Origin of the sequence: Meiothermus granaticius NBRC 107808 (assembly GCF_003574355.1) — a bacterium.
Classification (GTDB): Bacteria; Deinococcota; Deinococci; order Deinococcales; family Thermaceae; genus Meiothermus; species Meiothermus granaticius.
This window is the reverse complement of record NZ_QWLB01000062.1, coordinates 1-14,249: the sequence shown is the minus strand read 5'-3', so window position 1 is coordinate 14,249 and position 14,249 is coordinate 1. Positions and strand designations below refer to the sequence as shown.

At 62.2% G+C, this 14,249-nt stretch carries 14 protein-coding genes and 1 pseudogene; 8 read left to right on the top strand and 7 right to left on the bottom strand.

What is annotated here, in order from left to right; translation table 11 throughout:
• The 3 genes from Mgrana_RS15540 to Mgrana_RS15530 all read right to left on the bottom strand — a co-directional run.
• A partial coding sequence (locus Mgrana_RS15540) for a biotin/lipoyl-containing protein (protein WP_338067290.1) occupies positions 1-273 on the bottom strand: 273 nt, incomplete at its 3' end.
• An 88-nt stretch (positions 274-361) separates the two neighbouring features.
• Positions 362-3,070, bottom strand: a complete 2,709-nt coding sequence (locus Mgrana_RS15535) for a 2-oxoglutarate dehydrogenase E1 component (protein ID WP_119358501.1) — start codon at positions 3,068-3,070, stop codon at positions 362-364.
• A gap of 118 nt (positions 3,071-3,188) precedes the next feature.
• Complete coding sequence (locus Mgrana_RS15530) at positions 3,189-3,473, bottom strand: 4a-hydroxytetrahydrobiopterin dehydratase (RefSeq protein ID WP_119358500.1); 285 nt, start codon at positions 3,471-3,473, stop codon at positions 3,189-3,191.
• 184 nt (positions 3,474-3,657) lie between these two features.
• Here Mgrana_RS15530 and rplM point away from each other — a divergent pair, with 184 nt between their 5' ends.
• Together rplM and rpsI are read left to right on the top strand one after the other, a co-directional pair.
• Positions 3,658-4,086, top strand: coding sequence for a 50S ribosomal protein L13 (gene rplM, locus Mgrana_RS15525; RefSeq protein ID WP_119358499.1), 429 nt, complete (start codon positions 3,658-3,660; stop codon positions 4,084-4,086).
• Complete coding sequence (gene rpsI / locus Mgrana_RS15520; protein WP_119358498.1) at positions 4,086-4,472, top strand: 30S ribosomal protein S9; 387 nt, start codon at positions 4,086-4,088, stop codon at positions 4,470-4,472. The genes rplM and rpsI overlap by 1 nt, the downstream gene beginning before the upstream one ends.
• Before the next feature lie 45 nt (positions 4,473-4,517).
• Here the strand turns inward: rpsI and Mgrana_RS15515 are convergent, their stop codons facing one another.
• The 4 genes from Mgrana_RS15515 to rpsO all read right to left on the bottom strand — a co-directional run bounded on the left by Mgrana_RS15515 (position 4,518) and on the right by rpsO (position 9,499).
• Positions 4,518-4,865 (bottom strand): DMT family transporter, encoded by a 348-nt coding sequence (locus Mgrana_RS15515; RefSeq protein ID WP_119358497.1) that lies wholly within the window; start codon positions 4,863-4,865, stop codon positions 4,518-4,520.
• A 105-nt stretch (positions 4,866-4,970) separates the two neighbouring features.
• Positions 4,971-6,704 (bottom strand): ribonuclease J, encoded by a 1,734-nt coding sequence (locus Mgrana_RS15510; protein WP_119358496.1) that lies wholly within the window; start codon positions 6,702-6,704, stop codon positions 4,971-4,973.
• A 144-nt stretch (positions 6,705-6,848) separates the two neighbouring features.
• The gene (gene pnp / locus Mgrana_RS15505) at positions 6,849-8,993 is read right to left on the bottom strand and encodes a polyribonucleotide nucleotidyltransferase (RefSeq protein ID WP_119358495.1); all 2,145 of its coding nucleotides are present in this window, start codon (positions 8,991-8,993) and stop codon (positions 6,849-6,851) included.
• A gap of 236 nt (positions 8,994-9,229) precedes the next feature.
• Positions 9,230-9,499 (bottom strand): 30S ribosomal protein S15, encoded by a 270-nt coding sequence (rpsO, locus tag Mgrana_RS15500; RefSeq protein ID WP_119358494.1) that lies wholly within the window; start codon positions 9,497-9,499, stop codon positions 9,230-9,232.
• A gap of 210 nt (positions 9,500-9,709) precedes the next feature.
• Between rpsO and tkt the strand changes: the two genes are divergently transcribed.
• From tkt to Mgrana_RS17170, 6 genes and pseudogenes are all read left to right on the top strand, one after another.
• Positions 9,710-11,680: a transketolase gene (gene tkt, locus Mgrana_RS15495; protein WP_119358493.1), complete on the top strand. Its 1,971-nt coding sequence runs from the start codon at positions 9,710-9,712 to the stop codon at positions 11,678-11,680.
• A gap of 1 nt (position 11,681) precedes the next feature.
• Positions 11,682-11,867 carry a hypothetical protein gene (locus tag Mgrana_RS15490; protein ID WP_119358492.1) on the top strand — a complete coding sequence of 62 codons (186 nt, stop codon included), beginning with the start codon at positions 11,682-11,684 and terminating at the stop codon, positions 11,865-11,867.
• Between the two features lie 76 nt (positions 11,868-11,943).
• On the top strand, positions 11,944-12,843 hold the full coding sequence (locus Mgrana_RS15485; RefSeq protein ID WP_119358491.1) for a quinate 5-dehydrogenase: 900 nt from the start codon (positions 11,944-11,946) through the stop codon (positions 12,841-12,843).
• Between the two features lie 61 nt (positions 12,844-12,904).
• Positions 12,905-13,459, top strand: a complete 555-nt coding sequence (efp, locus tag Mgrana_RS15480) for an elongation factor P (RefSeq protein ID WP_119358490.1) — start codon at positions 12,905-12,907, stop codon at positions 13,457-13,459.
• Between the two features lie 181 nt (positions 13,460-13,640).
• Positions 13,641-13,901, top strand: coding sequence for a GlsB/YeaQ/YmgE family stress response membrane protein (locus Mgrana_RS15475; protein ID WP_119358489.1), 261 nt, complete (start codon positions 13,641-13,643; stop codon positions 13,899-13,901).
• A gap of 179 nt (positions 13,902-14,080) precedes the next feature.
• Positions 14,081-14,249 (top strand): annotated as a pseudogene (locus Mgrana_RS17170) (acetyl-CoA carboxylase biotin carboxyl carrier protein); the annotation flags it as partial.

Sequence of the window (14,249 nt, the reverse complement as noted above, 5' to 3'; positions counted from 1 at the left end):
GACGCTAGCGGGGGGTTGGGGTGGGGGTGCCGCCACGGCGCCTTCCTCGAGCCAAGCCACCACATCCCCCACCTTGGCTTGTCCACTGGGGATGAGGATTTTGCCCAGCACCCCAGCCGCCGGGGCCGGGAGCTCTAAGGTTGCTTTGTCGGTGACGAGTTCGACCAAAGGCTCATCGGCTTTGACCGCCTCGCCTTCTTTTTTGAGCCAAGCGCCGATCTCCACCTCGGTGATGGACTCGCCCACTGCGGGAATTTTGACTTCTAGGGCCACAGTTTCCTCCTAAATCAGGGGGAGTACCCCTGCTCTTTTCCCCATGGATTGTACGCTTTTCGCGCATGAGGGCGCGAGAACCGCGACGCTACTCGAGCCCCAGGGCAGCCTTCACAATGGCCTCTTGCTGCTGCTTGTGGACTTTGGAAGAACCCACCGCCGGGCTGCTCGATTCGGGCCGGGCCACCACGCTCAAGCCCCGGCCAAAGATCCGATCCCCAAAGCGGGCGCGGATGAACCACCACGCCCCCATGTTGGCGGGCTCCTCCTGAGTCCAGACCACATCGGCCTTGGCCGAATACAGGGCGAGGGCGGTCTCGAGCTCCTCCTTGGGGAAGGGGTAGAGCTGCTCGAGGCGAATGATGGTCACATCCTCTTTGTTCGCGGTCCGCCGGGCGGCCTCGAGGTCGTAGTAGACCTTGCCCGAGCACAGCACGATGCGGCTCACCTTGCTGGTCGGGGCTCCGGCCAGTACCCGCTGGAAGCGGCCCCGCGAAAGCTCCTCGAGGGCCGAGACCGCCTCGGGGTTGCGCAGAAGGCTCTTCGGGGTCATCACCACCAGTGGTTTGCGCAGGGGGCGCACCACCTGGCGGCGCAGAAGGTGAAAATACTGGGCGGGAGTGGTGGGGTAGGCCACTTGAATGTTGTCGTTGGAGCAGAGCTGGAGGAAGCGCTCGAGCCGCGCTGAAGAGTGCTCCGGCCCGGCCCCTTCCATTCCGTGCGGCAGCAGCAAGACCAGCCCCGAAAGCCGTCCCCATTTGGCCTCCGCTGAGGCGATGAACTGGTCAATGATCACCTGGGCTACGTTGACAAAATCCCCGTACTGGGCTTCCCACAGCACCAGCCCGTCCGGCATGTCCAGGCTGTAGCCGTACTCGAAGCCCAAGACCCCGGCCTCGCTTAGGGCGGAGTTGTAGAGCTCGATGGGGGCTTGCCCCTCGGCAAGGTGCTGGGCCGGGATATACCGCGCCCCGGTCACAGCGTCGGTGTAGCCCCCGTGCCGCTGGGTAAAGGTGCCGCGCACCACGTCTTGGCCGCTCATGCGTACCCGGTGCCCCTCTACCGCCACACTGGCAAAAGCCAGGGCCTCCGCCGCAGCCCAGTCCAGCGGACGCGCCCCATGCCCCATCTCGCGGCGCCCCTCCACAAACTTGCTGAGTTTGGGGTGCAGGGCAAAGCCCTCGGGCAGTCGGGTCAGGGCATCCATCAGCCCGGTCAGCTTCTCCACCGGGATCCCGGTCTCGGGATCGGGCGTGCTGCTCTCGGCCCCGCCTTGGTAGCCCACCCAGATGCCCCCTCCAGCCGGGGGACGCACGGGGCTCGGCTCACGCCGGGCGGTGGAAAAGGCCTCCTCGAGCTTGTCCTGGTAGCGCTGGGCCAGGGTCTGGGCCTCTTCCGGTTTCAGCAAGCCCTCGGCCTCGAGTCTGGCCCCGTAGGTTTGGTAGAGGGGAGGCTTGGCCCCGATGCGCTTGTACATGTCCGGCTGGGTAAAGGCGGGTTCATCGGTCTCGTTGTGCCCCCGGCGGCGAAAACCGATCAGGTCAATGAACACATCGCGCTTGAAGGTTTGGCGGAACTCCAGCGCCAGCTCCATCACCCCTACCAGGGCTTCGGGGTCTTCCGCATTGACGTGGAAGATGGGCGACTCCAGCATTTTGGCAACCTCGGTGGAGTAACGCCCGGCGGTGTATTCGGCGGGCTCGGTGGTGAAGCCCACCTGGTTGTTGAGCACGATGTGCAGGGTGCCGCCAACGGTGTAGGCCGGGATTCCGGCGATGTTGAGGGTTTCTTGGACGATCCCCTCACCGACGAAGGCTGCATCCCCATGCAGCGAGATCAGCATCCCCTTTTCCCGCTTGAAATCCCCGAAGCGGTCCTGTTTGGCCCGGGTACGGCCCATCGCCACCGGCCCCACGAACTCGAGGTGCGAGGGGTTGAAGTTGAGCGAGAGGTGAACCTTGCCATACGGGGTCTCGGCATCGCCGGAGTAGCCCAGGTGGTACTTCACATCCCCGGAATACCCCTCGGGAAAAACCTCCTCAAACTCCAGGAAGATCTCCCGCATCGGCTTGTGCACCACATTGGCCAGCACGTTGAGGCGTCCACGATGGGCCATGGCCAGCACAATCTCGACCACCCCATTCTTAGCCGCCCCCTCAATCGCCAGGTCCAGGAGCGGAATGAGCGACTCGGTGCCCTCGAGGCTGAAGGTTTTCGAGCCCAGGTACTTTTTCTGGAAAAACTCCTCCAGCAGGGTGGCCTGCATCAGCCGCTCGTAGATCTGGCGCTTTTGCTCTGCAGTGGGCCGGGCAAAGCCGGCCTCGAGCTTGCCCTCGATCCAGCGCCGCAGCTCGGGGTCATCCAGGTGACCGATCTCGATCCCTACCGTACCGCAGTACAGGGCCGAGTAGCGCTCGATCAGCGCCCGCAGGGTCGGGGCCCCAAACTCAGGGGGGATGGGCCGATCCAAGTCGGCCTCGCTGAAGCCGTAATAGGCCGGGGTTAGTTCGGGCGGGGTCTTGCGAGGACGGCCCAGGGGGTCCAGCTTGGCCGCCAGGTGCCCCCGCTCCCGGAAGGCCCGCACCAACCGCACCGCCTTAAGGAAGAAACTGGCCAGCTCAGAAAGCGAGCCCGCATCATAAGTGGGTTGGAGCACCCCGTTGTTGGAGGGCGAGGGCCCCAGGGCCGCCGCAAAATAGCTGGTCCACTCCTGGGGGATAGAGGAAGGGTTTTGTTGATACTCCTGGTACAGCGCCTCGAGGTAAGCGAGGTTGTCAAAGTCTACCGCGCGTTCGATGCTCACGGTTCTCTAGTTTACCCCTTGTGCTATGAGGAGATCGTGTTAGGAAACCATCAAGTTAAGGGGAAACACGCTGATCTCGAAGGCCAACCCTAAACCTTGGGGGCCTTGGAGGCTATGCCAGTGTATCTACCTTGGCGGCCTGCTCTAAATCCAGCTTGGTAACCCCGCCTGCGGAGTGGGTCACGTAGGCCACCTTGACCTTACCCCAGAGGATCTCGAGGCTATCAGGGTGATGGTCGGCCTTTTCAGCCGCCATCGCTACCTTGACCGCAAAGGCCACCCCGTCGGCATAAGTGCCGAAGCTGAAGACCTTCTCGATCCGGCCCTCGACTAGGCTCCACCCTGGAAGGGCCCTCAACCCCGCCTGGATCTCGTCATTGCTCAGCTTGTTTGCCATGGGGTCCTCCTAAAGTGCAAGGCAGGTCTTGCTTGCGGTGGATTCACGATTGCCCTGCTCTGACCCCATATGTTATACTCCCGGTTGGCGCTTTTTTCTGAGGGGTTTCCCCGAGCCGCTCGGAGCAAAGCAATCCCGATACTGCAGGCGCGTTGGTAGGCGCGGCTGCACCAGGAGTAAGCCTGTGTTTAAGACTTTCGTGCCCGAACCTAGGGAGCCCGGTTGGGTTCTCATTGATGCTGCAGGCCAGCCGATAGGCCGCGTGGCCTCGAGAATCGCCAGCGTTTTGCGCGGCAAGCACAAGCCCGATTGGACGCCCAACATGCCTACCGGTGACTGCGTGGTGGTCATCAACGCGGAGAAGGCGCTCCTCACCGGCAGCAAGCCCCGCACCAAGGTGTACACCCGCTACTCAGGGTATCCCGGTGGCCTCAAGCGCACCCCGGGGGCCGAGATGCTGGCTCAGAAGCCCACCAAGGCCCTCGAGCACGCGGTTAAGGGGATGCTTCCTAAGGGCACCTTGGGCTACCAGATGTTCCGCCGCCTCAAGGTGTATAGCGGTGAGACACACCCCCACGCAGCCCAGAAGCCGGTCAAGATGGAGGTTCGTTAATGGAGCAATACTACGGTACGGGCCGCCGCAAGACCAGCGTGGCGCGGGTGTTCCTGCGTCCGGGCAGCGGCAAGGTCAGCGTCAACGGAATTGAGTTTCACCACTACTTTGGGGGCTTGGTCAAAGCGGTAGCCGCCCTCGAGCCCCTGCGGCGGGTGGATGCCGCGGGCCGCTTCGATGCCTACATCACCGTCGAGGGCGGGGGCAAGTCCGGGCAGGTGGATGCCATCCAGCTCGGCATTGCCCGGGCCTTGGTCGAATACAACGGCGATCTACGGGTCAAGCTCAAGCCTGCGGGTTTCCTCACCCGCGATCCCCGCGAGGTCGAGCGCAAGAAGTACGGTAAGCACAAAGCCCGTCGGGCTCCCCAGTACAGCAAGCGCTAAGGCCTTTGGCCCTTTTTCCCCTCTCCATTGGAGAGGGGATTTTTTTCATGGCTTGAAGGGGAAGCGGGGGCCTAGCCTTTTGGAGGTGAGCTTGAGTCCGAGAATCGAGGCCAGCAGCAGGACGAGGAAAAAGCCTCGAGCCAGCGAGAGCGGCTCCTTGAACAGCACAATCCCCAATACAGCCGCCCCGAACGCCCCGATCCCCACCCATACCGCGTAGGCGGTTCCGATGGGGAGGGTTCGGGCAGCTATGGAGAGCAAGAGCATGCTTCCGGCAATGGCTACCGCGGTGGCTACGCTCGGCCAGAACCGGGTAAAGCCCTCGGTGTATTTGAGCCCGATGGCCCAGCCGGTTTCTAGAAGACCTGCAATGATCAATAAAATCCAAGCCATAGGGCCCGCTCCTTAGGGAACCGCACCCAGCGATCCCCGCGACCTCAGCCTAGCCAAGCTGGGTAAGCAAGGGGTGAGCACCAGGGCCGGTGGGCTGCGGGCCCCCTACCCTTCGATCACGATGGGCATGATGACAGGGTTGCGTCCGGTGTTTTTGGCGATGAACTTTTTCACCGGATAATAGATGTCGTCGCGGATATCCTCCAAACGCTTCTTTTCGCGTACCCCCTTGTACAGCGAGTCCATGGCCATCTTGCGCACCTCTCCAAGCAGCCGTTCCCCAGCCTTCACAAAGCCTTTGGAGATCACCTCGACCAGGGGTTCACGGCTGACCAGCGCGGTGATGATCACCACCCCCTCCGCGGCCATATGGTTGCGGTCCTCGAGGATCTCGTCGGTGATATCGCCCACCCCCAGGCCGTCCACGTATAGCGCACCGTGAGGGACCTGACCTTCCTTGACCAGATCCTCCCGGGTCAGCTTGATCACATCGCCATTCTCGGGGATCACGGTTTTTTGCGGGGGGTTGGGCATCCCCTCGGCCAGCCACTTAAAGTTGGTCTGGTGGCGCACCTCACCGTGCCAGGGCAGGAAGAATTTGGGCTGAGCGAGGTTCAGGATGGTCTTGAGCTCCTCCTGGCTGCCATGCCCTGAGGCGTGGACCCGGTACACCGGCGGATGCAAAACCCGGGCCCCCAGCTTGTAAAGCTTGTTGATGACCGTGTTGACCGCTTCCTCGTTGCCTGGGATGGGGCTGCTGCTGAGGATCACGGTGTCGCCGGGCTGGATGCTCATCTTGGAGTGCACCCCTGAGGCCATCCGAGCCAGGGCTGCCTCGGGCTGGCCCTGGGACCCGGTGGTGAGGATCAAGACCTGCTCGTCGGGCAGGTCCTTGAGCTCATCGAGGGTATAAAGCCGGTCTTTATAGCTCAAGTAGCCCAGCTCGATGGCAATGCGGGCAAACTTGAGCATGCTGCGCCCCTCCACCGCCACCCGCCGCCCATACTTCTCAGCGGCGTGAACCACGCTTTGGATGCGGTGAATATGCGAGGCAAAGGTGGTCACAAACACCCGGCCCTTGGCCTGGCCGATCACCTTGTCGAGCTCGAGGGCTACCTCCGACTCGCTGATGGTGCGGCCCGGGCGCTCGGCATTGGTGCTGTCGGCAATCAGCAGCAGCACCCCCTGCTCCCCGGCTTCGGCGATCTTGGCCAGGTGGCTAGTCTTGCCGTCAATGGGGTTTTCGTCGAGCTTGAAGTCACCGGTATGAACGATGCGGCCAATGGGGGTATGGATGACCATTCCAGAGTTGTCCGGAATGGAGTGGGTCATGCGAAAGAGGTCTACCGTAAAGTGTTGACCGATCTTGATCCGCTCATCGGTAGAGACCTCGCGGAAGTTGAACTCACCCATGTTGTACCCGAACTCCTCGAGCTTGCCCTTGACCAGCCCCAGGGTGAGCTTGGCCCCATAGATGGGGACCTTGGGGAGCTGAGGGAAAAGGTAGGCCAGGGCCCCAATGTGGTCTTCATGACCGTGGGTAATGACCCAGCCTTTGATGAGGTCTTTGTGCTCGACCAGGTAATCAATGCGCGGGATCAGCAGATCCACGCCCAGCATGTGCTCATCCGGGAAAGCTAAGCCGCCATCCACGATGAAGATTTCGTTTTCGTATCGGAACGCAGCGATGTTTTTGCCGATCTCGCCCACGCCCCCTAAAAAGATGATCTCCACTGCGCTGTTGGGCTTGCCGATGGTAACGGGGCCGGTAGGTTTGGGCCGTTGTTGGCGTCGGCGCGGCCCTCGGCTGCTAAAAGGAGGGGTTGAATTGCCGTTCATGTCTACTCCACTTGATTTTTGGGCGCCAGATGCGCCGCACTGAATAAACCATTGCTATTTCGTCCACAAGGTGTTGCTGGGGGGCCTGAAGGCCCTATCAGGCCATCGGTTCCCTGTCGCTGATGCCTGACCTAGGGGTTAGGATTATCGCCGTACTGGAGGGCGGCGGGGCGCGATCAGCCCCTCGAGCTCGGGCCGAATCAGGTCTACCTTGCCCTGCTCGTCAATTTTGTTGACTTTGACCTTGATCCGATCCCCCAGCTTGAGCACATCCTCGACCTTTTCCACCCGCTCCTTGGAGAGCTGGCTGATGTGCAACAGCCCATCCTTCCCTGGGAGGATTTCCACAAAGGCCCCAAAGTTGGTGATGCGCACCACCTTGCCGTCGTAAACCTCACCCAGCTTGGCCTCAGCGGTCTGGCCCAGGATACGGGCCTTGGCCTCTTCGGCGGCTGCGCCATTGGTGGAGAAGAGCCGGATGGTGCCGTCCTGTTCGATGTCGATCTCCACCCCAAGCTCTTCCAGGGCTCGGATGTTCTTTCCCCCAGGGCCGATGATCCCCCCGATTTTCTCGGGGTTGATCTTCAGGGTCAGGATGCGCGGTACCTGGGGCTTGAGCTCTGGCCGGGGCGCGGGGAGAGCGGCCTGCATTTTATCCAGGATGAACAGCCGGGCTTCTCGAGCCTGCATCAAGGCGGCCCGCAGGGTCTCGGCGGTGAGGCCTTTGATCTTGATGTCCATCTGTAAGGCCGTGACCCCATCGCGGGTTCCGGTGACCTTGAAATCCATGTCCCCCAGGGCATCCTCGAGGCCCAGGATATCGGTGAGCACCACCGCCCGCTCGCCTTCCTTGACCAGCCCCATGGCCACCCCGGCCACCGGCTTCTTGAGGGGTACCCCAGCGTCCATCAAGGCCAGGCAACCCGCACAGGTGGTGGCCATGGAAGAGGAGCCGTTGGACTCGAGCACATCCCCCACCACCCGGATGGTGTAGGGAAACTCTTCCTGTGAGGGCAGCACCGGCTTGAGCCCGCGCTTGGCCAGATTGCCGTGCCCGACCTCACGCCGGCTCACCCCGCGCAGCCGCTTGACCTCGCCGGTGGAGTAGGGGGGGAAGTTGTAGTGCACCAGGAAAGGGTCTTCGGTGTCCAGCCCCAGATCATCCACCAGCTGGGCATCGCGGCCTGTGCCCAGGGTGACGGTCCCCAGCACCTGGGTCTCCCCTCGAGTGAAGATGGCCGAGCCATGGGGCTTGGGCAGGATCCCGGTCTCGATCCAGATGGGCCGCACCTGATTGGGGGTGCGCCCATCGGCCCGCTTGTTCTCCTCCAGCACCAGGCGGCGCAGCTCTCGCTTCACGACCTCATCAAAGCTGGCTGCCACCAGCTTGCGCCGGGCTTCGTCCACACTGCCGTCCTCCGCCGCAGGCACCAGCTCGGCCACCAGCTCGTGGGCAAAGGCTTCTAAGGCCGCGCTGCGTTCCCCCTTTGAGGCGGTGAGCAACACGCTGGAAAGCCCCTTCTCGAGAGCCCGCTGGTAGAGGCCTTGCATCTCTTCTTCCGCCAGTTTGGCCGGGGGATCGAAGCTGAACTTGGGCTTTCCCAGCTCCGCCCGCATCTGCTCCTGAAGCTGCAAAACCGGCTGCATGGCCCGGTGGGCGAACTCCAGCGCCCCGACCAACTGCTCCTCCGAGACCTCCTGCGCCCCGGCCTCGACCATGATGATGGCGTCTTTGGACCCCGCCACCACCAGCTCGAGCTGGCTGTCCTCGGCGGCCACCGGGTTGAGCACATACCGCCCTCCCTGTAGCCCAACCCGCACCGAGGCGATGGGGCCATCCCAGGGGATGTCGGAGAGCATCAGTGCAGCGCTGGCCGCGATGGGCCCCAGAATGTCCGGGGTGTTTTCCTGATCAGCGGAGAGCACCGTGAGGAGCACCTGCACCTCATGGCGGAACCCCTTGGGAAACAGCGGGCGGATCGGGCGATCGGTGAGCCGGGCCGAGAGGATGGCCTTCTCACCGGGCCGCCCCTCGCGGCGCATGAAGCTCCCTGGGATCTTGCCCACGGCATAGTGCCGCTCCTCAAACTCCACCGTAAGCGGTAGGAAGTCGGCGGGGATGGGGGCATCTGAGGCCTGGGCGGTGGCCATCACCACGGTTTCACCATAGGTGACCCAGACCGAGCCCGAGACCTGCTTGGCATATTTACCGGTCTCGAAGGTCAGGGTGCGCCCACCCAGTTCGACACTGTAGCGCCGTCCTTGTGGTATCGGATTGTCTTCATTCATGCTCACTCCTGGGCCCGAGTAAAGCGCCGGGCACGCTTTTAAACACGCTTAACCGGCGGCCGCACACCGCCTTGCAGTCAGGCCCATATCCCCCCGCTTTGGGGGCAGGATGGCCTGCTCCATGCGAATTTCATACGCTTTATAAAACCTGGAACGCCGCCGCCTTGGCCTCGTTCGCCGAGTTGTCCCCATTGTACACGAAAGCAAAATCCGGGGCCGAGCCCCGGATGTCTGTGTTATTTGCGCAGTCCTAGCTTTTGAATTAGGGCCTTGTAGCGGGCCGGGTCTTTGCCTTCTAGGTAGCTCAGCATTCGTTTGCGCTGACCGACCAGCAGCAGCAGCCCCCGCTGTGAGGCCTTGTCGTTCTTATTCACGTTGAGGTGCGCCGAGAGGCGATTGATCCGCTCGGTGAGCAAGGCCACCTGGACCTCGGTGGATCCAGTGTCACCGGGTTGGTGGGCGTGAGCGGCAATAACCTGGGCTTTTTCTTCTTTGCTAAAAGGCATGGTTCCCTCCGTCGGGTGGATTCCAGCGCACGGACCGGAATCTCCTCATGGCTTGTGCAGCCAAAGTAGGAGTTTAGCTCTAATCCGCCCTTGGGTCAAGCTTTGAACCCGGCGGCCTGGCCTAAACCCCGGACAAGGCGGGATTAGAAAATACTTCCGCTGTTGGCTAGAGCGCAAAAACCCTGATCTTGATGGGGTAAGATAGGCTCCATGACCGAGACCAAAGTGAACCCCACCCTCTCCATCAACGCCATCCGGATGCTGGCGCTTGACGCCGTAGAGCAAGCCAAGAGCGGTCACGCTGGGATGCCGATGGGCATGGCACCGGCGGCCTACGTGCTGTGGACTGAGTTTCTCAAGCATAACCCCAAAGACCCCCGGTGGCCTGACCGCGACCGTTTTGTGCTTTCGGCTGGACACGGCTCGATGCTCTTGTACTCCCTGCTGCACCTCAGTGGGTACCCGCTGGAGCTCGAGGATCTCAAGCGGTTCCGTCAGTGGGGCTCCAAGACCCCTGGCCACCCTGAATACGAGCATGACCCCTTCATAGGGGTCGAGACCACTACCGGCCCTCTGGGTCAGGGCATCAGCACGGCCGTGGGGATGGCTATGGCCGAGCGCAAGCTGGCCGCGGAGTTTGGGGCAGAGATCGTAGACCACCACACCTACGTGATCGCTTCCGACGGTGACCTGATGGAGGGGGTGAGCAGTGAGGCCTCTTCCCTGGCTGGACACCTGCGCCTGGGTAAGCTGATCGTTCTTTACGACGACAACGATGTCTCGATTGATGGGAGTACCGAGCTGGCCTTTACCGAAGACCGAATGCTGCGCTATGAGGCCTATGGCTGGCAGGTGATCCGGGGGGTGAATGGCGAGGACCTCGAGGCCATCCGGGCTGCGCTCAAGGCGGCCCAGACCGATCCCCGCCCCAGCATCATCTCGGTTCGCAGCATTATTGGTTACGGCTCGCCCCTGGCCGGCAACCACAAAGCCCATAGCGATGCCATGGGGGCGGAGAAGGTAGCCGCCACCCGCCAGACCCTGGGGTGGAACTACGCCCCCTTCGAGATTCCGCAAGAAGTTTATGATGATTACCGCCAGGTTATTCCTAAAGGGCAGGCCGCCCAGGCGGAGTGGCAAGCCCGCTTCGAGGCTTTCGCCAAGGCCAATCCGGAGGCGGCGGCGGAGTTCGGGCGGCGGCAGGAGCGCAGGCTTCCTGAATCCTTGAGCAAGGTGTGGCCGGGCTTCAATCCGGGGGAGAAGATGGCCACTCGAGCCGCCTCGGGTAAGGTGTTGGAAAAAATTGTGCCGGCGCTGCCAGAGCTGATCGGGGGCAGCGCCGACCTGACCCCCTCCAACAATACCCGCACCTCAGAGATGAGCGACTTTACCCCAGCCAACCCGAGCGGGCGCTATGTGCGCTACGGGGTGCGGGAGCACGCTATGGGGGCGGCCCTAAACGGCATGACCCTCCACGGGGGGCTGCGTCCGTATGGGGGAACCTTTTTCACCTTTTCCGACTATATGCGCCCGGCCCTGCGCATGGCGGCCATCATGGGGATTCCCACCGTTTTCGTCTTCACCCACGACTCGATCGGGGTGGGGGAGGATGGCCCAACCCACCAACCCATCGAACACCTGATGAGCCTACGGGCCATGCCGGTGCTCTGGACGGTGCGCCCCGCCGACGCCACCGAGACCGTCGCGGCCTGGCAGTTGGCTTTGGAACGTACGGATGGCCCCACCGCGCTGATTCTGACCCGTCAGGCCCTACCGGTGCTCGAGGGCTCGAGCCGAGAGGGCGCGCTCAAGGGTGGGTATGTGGTGGCAGATGCCCAAAACCCCCAGGCGGCAATTGTGGCTACCGGAAGCGAGGTTTCGTTGGCTTTAGAGGCCCAACGGCTGCTATCTGAGCAAGGTCTGAGGGTGCGGGTGGTCAGCCTGCCCTGCTGGGAGGTTTTTGAGGCCCAGCCCGCGGAGTATCGGGAGTCGGTGCTGCCCAAGTCACTGCCCACCCTCTCGGTGGAGGCGGGCTCACCGCTGGGCTGGGAGCGCTATGCTGACCGCAGCATTGGACTGACCCGTTTTGGGGCCAGTGCCCCCTATCCCACGGTGTACCAAAACCTCGGATTCACGGCCCAACGGGTGGTGGACGAGCTCAAGGCCTTGATCGGAGCCTAGGGTGCTGGGGGAGATCCTCAAACACTTTCCTGCGCTGATGTTCACCTTGGCTTTGGGGGCGGGGCTGGTGGGCCTGTTGGTGTGGGCGATGGCGGCCCAGGGCGAGGCCAATCGGCGGGTGGCCTACGGATTCTGGGTTTTGGGGGTAATTCTGGCGGTGATAGGGATCCTGCGTCTGAAGGGGTGATCGCTTTGGTCACGGCCCTTTAGGGGAGCTGGGGCTCGAGCCCGGTAGATGCTTGGTAAGGAGTAGACTGTCCCTCATGCCTAAACATGTGGTCAGCGTCTCGATTGGCTCCTCCAAGCGCAACTCCAAAGCCGAGGTGGAGTTGGCTGGTCTAGGGGATCGGTTCATCTTAGAGCGCATCGGTACCGACGGTTCGTGGAGCAAGGCGATCGAGCTGGTTAAGGAGTTGGATGGCCAGGTAGACGCATTCGGGCTGGGCGGGGCTGACCTCTATGTCTACGCTGGGAACCGTCGCTACACCTTCCGCGACTCTAAAAAGCTGGCCGATGCGGCCAAGAAAACCCCAATGCTGGACGGCTCCGGGCTCAAACACACCCTGGAGCGCCGGGTGGTGCGGGAGCTCGAGGCCAGCGTTGGCTGGAAGGGCAAGAAGGTGCTGATCCCCAGCGCGGTGGATCGCTTCGGTTTGGCTGAGGCCATGGATCAGGCCGGGGCCCAGGTGCTCTATGGCGATTTCATTTTTGGTCTAGGGCTCAATATCCCCTTGTACCGCTTGGCCACCTTGCAGAAGATTGCCTATGTGCTGCTCCCCATCATCACCCAGCTGCCCTTTGAGTGGCTCTACCCCACCGGCGAGAAGCAGGAGAAGCAGGTCCTGGATTGGCGGCAGAAGTATTTCCACTGGGCCGATGTGGTGGCGGGGGACTGGCATTTCATCCGGCGCTTCATGCCCCCCGATATGACCGGCAAGATCATCTTGACCAACACCACCACCCCCGATGACCTGGCGTTCATGCGGGAGCGAGGGATTCAGACCCTCATCACCACCACCCCCCGCCTGCAAGGCCGCAGTTTCGGCACCAACGTGATGGAGGCTTTTATCGTGGCGGCTGCCGGTCGCTATCCCTTGAGCGAGGCAGATTACCTCGAGTACATCCAAAAACTTGACCTGCACCCAGAGCTGACCTCGCTATGAACTTTTCTAAACCCCATTCATCCTGGTACACTCATCGGTTGGATACAGGAGGCTATACCCCATGATCAGCGTGACCGATTTGCGCAATGGAACCAAAGTGAAGATGGACGGCGCCCTCTGGCAATGCGTGGAGTACCAGCACCAGAAGATCGGGCGCGGCGGTGCCAAGGTGGTGGCTAAGTTTAGGAACCTCGAGACCGGTTCCACCGTGGAGCGCAGCTTCAACTCAGGGGAGAAGCTCGAGGACATCTATGTGGAGACCAAAGACCTTCAGTACCTCTACCCGGAAGGCGATGAGCTGGTGCTGATGGACCTGGAAACCTATGAGCAGTTCCACGTACCGCGCGACATCTCCGAGGCTACCCGCTTCCTCAAAGAGGGCATGACCGTACAAGGGGCCATGTACAACGGTCGCCCCCTGGACATCACCCCGCCGGCCAGCGTCGAGCTCAAGATTGTGGATACCCCGCCTGGGGTGCGCGGGGATACGGTATCGGGGGGGACCAAACCGGCGACCCTCGAGACCGGGGCGGTGGTGCAGGTTCCCCTGTTTGTCAACCCTGGGGAGACGGTGCGGGTCGATACCCGCACCGGGGAGTACCTGGGCCGGGCCTAAGCCAGCCCACCCCCAGACCGACCCTCGTTTTCGAGGGTCGGTCTGGTTTGGTGTGAGGGGCATCGCTACGCTTTGGCCCGCAGCCGCTAACTTGAGAACAAGGGGGTTACACCCCCTTCACGTGAGGCGACACGTGTGGTTTGGGTATAATAGAAGGGCAACCACAGCGAAAGGAGTGCGTATGGGCTGGATCGTTGCGATTATCGTTGGGGCGATCATCGGCTGGATTGCGAGCAATGTGATGGGCGATCGCGAGGGGCTGCTCGGCAAGATCGTAATCGGTATTGTGGGCTCGGTGCTGGCCAAGTGGATTTTCGCTGATGCTCTGCACATTGGTGGTGCGGCTTCGGCAGGCACCTTTACGTTGGCGGGGCTGATTTGGGGCATCATAGGAGCGGTCATCCTGATCTGGGTGCTGCGGGCCTTGAAGGTGATTCGCTGACCCAGCCAAGAAGCCTGGCCTCGAGCCCTAGGGCTCGAGGTTTTTTGCTGGCCCCACCCGATCCCGGCCGGTTGCCGTTGCAGCCTGGGCTCAGGGAGGCCGGTTTGGCGAAGATGAGAAACCGGGCAGGGGCCGTATACTCTTAGAGGCACGACGTACCCTCTTTTTCGGAGGCGCTCATGAATGCGAAAGAACTCAAAGCCATCCTCCAAGCCTTACAAGACCACGAAGTGGGGGAACTGACCCTCGAGACCCCGGATTACAAACTATCGGTGCGGCGGGGCAGTCCCCAGGTGCAGTGGATCGCGGCCCCACCCCCAGCCCCCCTTCCCGCGCCCACGCCTCAAC

Coding starts and splice junctions, on each gene's coding strand:
- Mgrana_RS15530 (WP_119358500.1), bottom strand. CDS start 3,473: ATGGCAAACAAGCTGAGCAATGACGAGATCCAGGCGGGGTTGAGGGCC.
- rpsI (WP_119358498.1), top strand. CDS start 4,086: ATGGAGCAATACTACGGTACGGGCCGCCGCAAGACCAGCGTGGCGCGG.
- Mgrana_RS15515 (WP_119358497.1), bottom strand. CDS start 4,865: ATGGCTTGGATTTTATTGATCATTGCAGGTCTTCTAGAAACCGGCTGG.
- Mgrana_RS15510 (WP_119358496.1), bottom strand. CDS start 6,704: ATGAACGGCAATTCAACCCCTCCTTTTAGCAGCCGAGGGCCGCGCCGA.
- pnp (WP_119358495.1), bottom strand. CDS start 8,993: ATGAATGAAGACAATCCGATACCACAAGGACGGCGCTACAGTGTCGAA.
- rpsO (WP_119358494.1), bottom strand. CDS start 9,499: ATGCCTTTTAGCAAAGAAGAAAAAGCCCAGGTTATTGCCGCTCACGCC.
- tkt (WP_119358493.1), top strand. CDS start 9,710: ATGACCGAGACCAAAGTGAACCCCACCCTCTCCATCAACGCCATCCGG.
- Mgrana_RS15485 (WP_119358491.1), top strand. CDS start 11,944: ATGCCTAAACATGTGGTCAGCGTCTCGATTGGCTCCTCCAAGCGCAAC.
- efp (WP_119358490.1), top strand. CDS start 12,905: ATGATCAGCGTGACCGATTTGCGCAATGGAACCAAAGTGAAGATGGAC.
- Mgrana_RS15475 (WP_119358489.1), top strand. CDS start 13,641: ATGGGCTGGATCGTTGCGATTATCGTTGGGGCGATCATCGGCTGGATT.